At 47.0% G+C, this 5734-nt stretch carries 5 protein-coding genes; 3 read left to right on the top strand and 2 right to left on the bottom strand.

Features of this window, described 5'->3' with window-relative positions; translation table 11 throughout:
• Positions 1-612: 612 nt before the first annotated feature.
• From lon to DN748_RS18710, 3 genes are all read left to right on the top strand, one after another.
• Positions 613-3063 carry an endopeptidase La gene (gene lon, locus DN748_RS18720; RefSeq protein WP_112373370.1) on the top strand — a complete coding sequence of 817 codons (2451 nt, stop codon included), beginning with the start codon at positions 613-615 and terminating at the stop codon, positions 3061-3063.
• Positions 3064-3153: 90 nt separating this feature from the next.
• Entirely contained in the window at positions 3154-3375 is a 222-nt protein-coding gene (locus tag DN748_RS18715) for a DUF2683 family protein (protein ID WP_112373369.1), read from the top strand.
• Position 3376: 1 nt separating this feature from the next.
• Positions 3377-3643 (top strand): Txe/YoeB family addiction module toxin, encoded by a 267-nt coding sequence (locus DN748_RS18710; RefSeq protein ID WP_112373368.1) that lies wholly within the window; start codon positions 3377-3379, stop codon positions 3641-3643.
• Between the two features lie 92 nt (positions 3644-3735).
• On the opposite strand, the gene DN748_RS18705 is transcribed toward DN748_RS18710, so the two are convergent.
• The gene (locus tag DN748_RS18705; RefSeq protein ID WP_112373367.1) at positions 3736-4521 is read right to left on the bottom strand and encodes an SGNH/GDSL hydrolase family protein; all 786 of its coding nucleotides are present in this window, start codon (positions 4519-4521) and stop codon (positions 3736-3738) included.
• 255 nt (positions 4522-4776) lie between these two features.
• Positions 4777-5454 (bottom strand): hexitol phosphatase HxpB, encoded by a 678-nt coding sequence (gene hxpB, locus DN748_RS18700; RefSeq protein ID WP_112373371.1) that lies wholly within the window; start codon positions 5452-5454, stop codon positions 4777-4779.
• Between the last annotated feature and the right edge of the window lie 280 nt (positions 5455-5734).

The following is a 5734-nucleotide window of genomic DNA, read 5'->3' as shown; positions in this document are numbered from 1 at the left end:
TTAGTCTCCCCCCAGACCCCCCCTCTTTCAACATCATCATTATAGATTTTATTTATATTTACAAATCTAAAGGCCGGACAGGCGGGTTCGCTTCGCTACCCATGACGTGTCTATCGTAAGTTGCTCCATTTCAAAAACTCCCCTCTTCAGACGAACCTGCCTGCCGGACAGGCTGGGAGGGGTGGGCAGCTATGCTGGCCGGGGAGTTTTGAACGGCCTGAACTTTGGCGTATATTCCCAAAGGTTTGGGATTATCCTTATGATCCGGGCTTTCAAAACCCTCCGTCTCATCGAAGATGAGCCACCTCCCTTCGTCTGAAGGGAGGAGTTATGTGTGGGTTTATCACATTTGATCTATGAAGACAAAAACGTCATCTTCATTTATGCGGTTGCCCAAACGTTAGGTCTCTGAATGACACTTCCAAACTAAGAACTAACAACTAAGAACTAAGAACTATACCCCCCAACCGAAAAGTACTACTTGGCATAACTATTGCGTTATACCTATACTCAAAATAAAATAAAAGCGTGTCTGTTGGTTTTAAGCACGTTATAGGATAACAATAGTTATTGTAAATCTGTCCGGATGACAGAATGACTTATAGATACTTTATGGCTAAAACAAAGTTTTTGAATATTGACAATTTGTCATTTCAGGGAATAGACGAGGAATCGGAACTTATCCCTTTAATGACTCCCGAGGATGAGGAAGAGATCAACAGGGAAGAACTTCCCGCGGAGCTTCCTATTTTACCGTTGCGCAATACGGTTTTATTTCCGGGGGTGGTAATCCCCATTACGGCAGGAAGGGATAAATCGATCCGGCTGATCAAGGATGCCAATAACGGAGGCAAGACCATAGGGGTGGTATCCCAGAAGGATGAAGAAGTGGAAAACCCTTCTGTAGACGATATCAATACCGTAGGTACCGTAGCCCGTATTTTGAGGGTATTGCAGATGCCTGACGGAAATACTACCGTGATCATACAGGGAAAAAAGCGTTTTGAGATAGATCGTGTGATCGATACAGAACCTTATATTAAAGCTGCGATCAGGGAGGTCGGGGAGGTAAGGCCCGACAGGGAGAACCCGGAGTTTATCGCGATTATCGAGTCGATAAAGGAGTTGTCGCTGCAGATCATAAAGAACAGTCCGAACATTCCGTCGGAAGCCTCTTTTGCCATTAAGAATATCGACAGCGGTTCCTTCCTGGTCAATTTTGTCTCTTCCAACATGAACCTGAGCGTTCAGGAAAAGCAGGAACTCCTGGAAATGAATAATCTCAGGGAACGCGCGCTGGCCACCCTTAAATACCTGAATGTGGAATTCCAGAAGCTGGAACTGAAGATCGATATACAGTCTAAGGTGAGGCACGACATGGACCAGCAGCAGCGGGAGTATTTCCTGCACCAGCAGATGAAAACCATCCAGGAAGAGCTCGGGGGCGTATCGTATGAAGAAGAGGTAGAGGAGATGCGCGAAAAGGCCAAAAAGAAAAAATGGGATGACAAGGTCAGGGAGCACTTTGAAAAGGAGCTGGCCAAGATGCAGCGTATGAACCCGCAGGTGGCCGAATATTCGATACAGCGGAATTATCTCGACCTGCTTCTCGAACTCCCCTGGGGAACCTATTCCAAAGACAAGTTCGACCTGAAAAGGGCGCAGCGTATCCTGGACCGCGACCAGTACGGGCTGGACGAGGTAAAGCGAAGGATCATAGAATACCTGGCGGTACTCAAGCTGCGAAATGATATGAAATCGCCCATACTGTGCCTGTACGGACCTCCCGGGGTGGGGAAAACCTCCCTGGGCAAGTCGATTGCCGAGGCACTGGGAAGAGAATATGTACGGATATCCCTCGGCGGACTCCGGGATGAAGCGGAGATCAGGGGGCACAGGAAAACCTATATCGGGGCCATGCCGGGGCGGATCGTACAATCGCTTAAGAAAGCGGGAACGTCTAACCCGGTATTTGTACTGGACGAGATAGATAAACTCTCGTCAAGTCATGCGGGCGATCCTTCCTCGGCCATGCTCGAGGTACTCGACCCGGAACAGAACACGTCGTTTTACGACAATTTCCTGGAACTGGGATACGACCTTTCGAAGGTGATGTTTATCGCTACGGCCAATAACCTGGGCACCATACAGCCGGCACTTCGCGACAGGATGGAGATCATCAACGTAACCGGGTATACCATAGAGGAAAAAGTGGAGATCGCCAAAAGGCATTTGCTGCCCAAACAGCTCAGGGAACATGGCCTGGGGCCTGCCGACCTGAAGATCAGCAAGAAAGGACTGGAAAAGATCGTTGAGGGATATACCCGTGAATCCGGGGTAAGGGGACTGGAAAAACAGATCGCCAAGATGGTGCGCTATGCGGCAAAATCCATAGCCCTGGAGGAAGATTATAACGTCAAGGTCTCCCCGGAAGATATAGAAAAAGTACTGGGCCCGGCGCGTATGGAACGGGACAAATACGAGAACAACGAAGTGGCCGGGGTTGTTACCGGGCTGGCATGGACCAGTGTAGGCGGGGATATTCTCTTTATAGAGTCCATTCTCTCCAGGGGCAAGGGCAACCTCTCCATCACGGGGAACCTCGGTAAGGTGATGAAGGAATCCGCAACCATCGCCATGGAGTATATCAAGGCCAATGCCGGCGAGCTCGGGATAGCCCCGGAAATCTTTGACAAATACAATGTGCATATCCACGTACCGGAAGGAGCTACTCCCAAAGACGGCCCGAGTGCGGGGATAACGATGCTGACCTCGCTGGTTTCACTCTTTACCCAGAGGAAAGTGAAGAAAAGCATAGCCATGACGGGGGAGATCACGCTTCGTGGCAAGGTACTCCCGGTAGGGGGGATCAAGGAAAAGATCCTCGCCGCCAAACGGGCCCGTATCAAGGAAATACTGTTATGTGAAGATAACAGGAAAGATATAGAGGAGATCAAGCCCGAATACCTCAAGGGGCTTACGTTCCATTATGTGACGGATATGAGCGAGGTTCTGAACCTGGCCCTTACCGGCCAGAAGGTAAAGAATGCGAAGACATTGTAGCGCAAATTATATGGAGAACAGGAATAAAATTCATAACTTTAAATTTGTAACTTTGTATTAGTCAGTAATAATGGTGTAAAAAATATAAGGATGAAACCGGTAAACATCACGGCATATACAGATGATGCTTCACAAATAGAGGCCATAAAGGCGTTTATGAAAGCATTGAAGATAAAATTTGAGCTTACCAAAGAGAAAAGCCCTTATGATCCTGCGTTTGTGGAAAAAGTATTGGATAGTAAACAGCAGGCTGAGAACGGTCAGGTAACGAGAGTAAAGAAAGAAGACCTTAAAGCTTTTTTAAAATTGTGACATGGCTTATTATCTGGACTTTACCGACAAAGTAAAGGAAGATATTGCCTTCCATAAAAAGTCAGGAAACAAAGCCGTACTCAATAAATTGCTTACACTTCTGGAAGAATTGACAGAACATCCTTTTACCGGAAGGGGAAAGCCCGAAGCTTTAAGATACAATTTGTCCGGAATGTGGTCACGGAGGATAAACAAAGAACACCGGTTGGTTTATGAAGTGAAAGGAAATATTATGTTTGTTCTTTCAGTTAAGGGACATTACGAGTAATATAAACTCAAAAAACCCCGGCACATATGCCGGGGTTTTTCATTTCACAAAGGAAAATCTTGGTTGGTTTTTTGTGTATAATTTTATATTGTTCAGAATAAGCTTTCAAATCCTTTTATCCAGGCTTCGGCCATCAGGTAGGCTCCGGGAATGGAGGGATGTACCCCGTCCGGGCACCAGTATGATGCGGGGGCGCTCTTTAAGGCCCCGTCAAAAATTTCCTGGTAGGGAACCCATACGGCATTGTAGTCTTCGGCGACCCGGTGTGCCGCTTCGCGGTACGCTTTGAAACCCGGGAACCATGTATCGGTAATGGCCGTGCCTCCGTCTACGGCAAAAGGCTGGCCTATAATAAGCTTTACATCGGGAAATTCCTTTCTGGTACGGTCCAGCAATGCCCTGAGATCACGTTCATATACGGCTGCAGTACCGTCGTAATTGCCATTCAGTGTGTGCCAGAAGTCATTGACCCCGATAAGAATACTGAGTACATCGGGCTGTAGCTGCAGGCAATCGTCATTCCAGCGGTCGGAAAGCTGGTATACCTTGTTTCCGCTTATTCCCCGGTTGTAGATGGTCCACTCCGTTCCGGGATGGGCAGCCATCATATTGCTTACGGCATTGAATACATATCCCAGCCCCATGCCACGGGATTCGTTGGGGTAATAATATTTGCGGTCCCTTCCGGCATCGGTGATCGAGTCGCCCTGGAATACTACGGTAAGTTTTTCCGGGAGTGAAAGGGGAGAAGTGCCCCGTGATGTATTTTCCATGGCCCCTATGGCCTGAACTCCCTGGAAACCGAGCAATCCGGCAGAAGCCAGTGAAGCCGACTTGATGAAATTCCTTCGGTCTGTTGATCTTATATCGGTTTTCATGGCTCCAAATTTAATATTATTCTTAATATACTGCCAAAAAATATCTTTTTTCTTTTTAGAAACAATGAACCTTAATATGTTAAAAACTTTTTATTATTCATATGATGTGTTGTTTTGTTGAGATATGGGTGTTACGAAAACGTTTTCTTGTATGAATAATCAAATGTATTGGTTGACAAAACAGGAAGTGATGGAATAGCCGGAAGTCGGGAGTAAATGTATCTGTGACTTCGAGTCTCAAAAACAAGCAGTTTCTCAATATCCGGCTAATGCGGAAAGGTGTTTCGGGGTAAAGTCGGAAAGCCGGGATATTTTTATGTCGGCACTGTCGAACCCTGTGTGGGAGGAGAGGGACGGGTGGGGGATGACCACGGTTTTCATACCTGCATTTTTTGCAGCAGCGAGTCCGTGAAGAGAATCTTCAAACACGATGCACTGCGTTGGTATTACCCCCAGTTTTTCTGCTGTTCTCAGGTATACGGCGGGGTGGGGTTTCCCTTTTACCTCGTGGTCTGAAGACGAAATGGCATCAAAAAACCGCCCGATCCCGGATTTTTCCATCACCAGCGGAATAAGGCGGGCCGGTGCATTGGTGGACAAGCCTATCTTGTAACCCGTAGTGTGTATCATGGAGAGTAACGGAAGCAACCCGTCGGATAAAGGGACCGAGGTACGTATATAATGGCTCACGAGATCTATAACCTCATTTTCTACGGCAGGGATACTCTTTCCCTGCCACGGATACATTTTATACCAGAATGCGGTTACCTCTGCGGTGGTCATGGAGGCCGTACGCCGGGTGAATTCGGGAAGCACTTCCGCCCCGAGAGCGGTAAATACCTCGTATTCGGCCTTTTTCCAGGCCGGCTCCGAATCCAGGAGCACTCCGTCCATATCAAATATAACCGCGGTTGTGTTTGTTGTCCTGCCCATATAAAAGGATGAAGGTACAAATATATTTTCAAAAGGATATCCGTGGTGTTGCGCCTGTAAAAGAAAATAAATGCCGGTGGTATGCCGGGAGGAAGTAATTCGCATTATGGGGTTTCCTTGTCAGGGTACACCGTATTTGTGATCGCATAATACGGGATGAAAGACTGGTAGTGTATTTTTGAGCGATTATTTATATCATTTTATCACTAATGGGTACTAAAAATTAAACTAAGTTCTTTGAAACTCTTTGTATATCGCGATTGGGGAGTTTTTTGATAGC

This window comes from Sinomicrobium soli (genome assembly GCF_003285545.1).
Classification (GTDB): Bacteria; Bacteroidota; Bacteroidia; order Flavobacteriales; family Flavobacteriaceae; genus Sinomicrobium.
The sequence above is the reverse complement of the archived record's forward strand: the minus strand, read 5'-3'. Positions and strand labels throughout refer to the sequence as shown.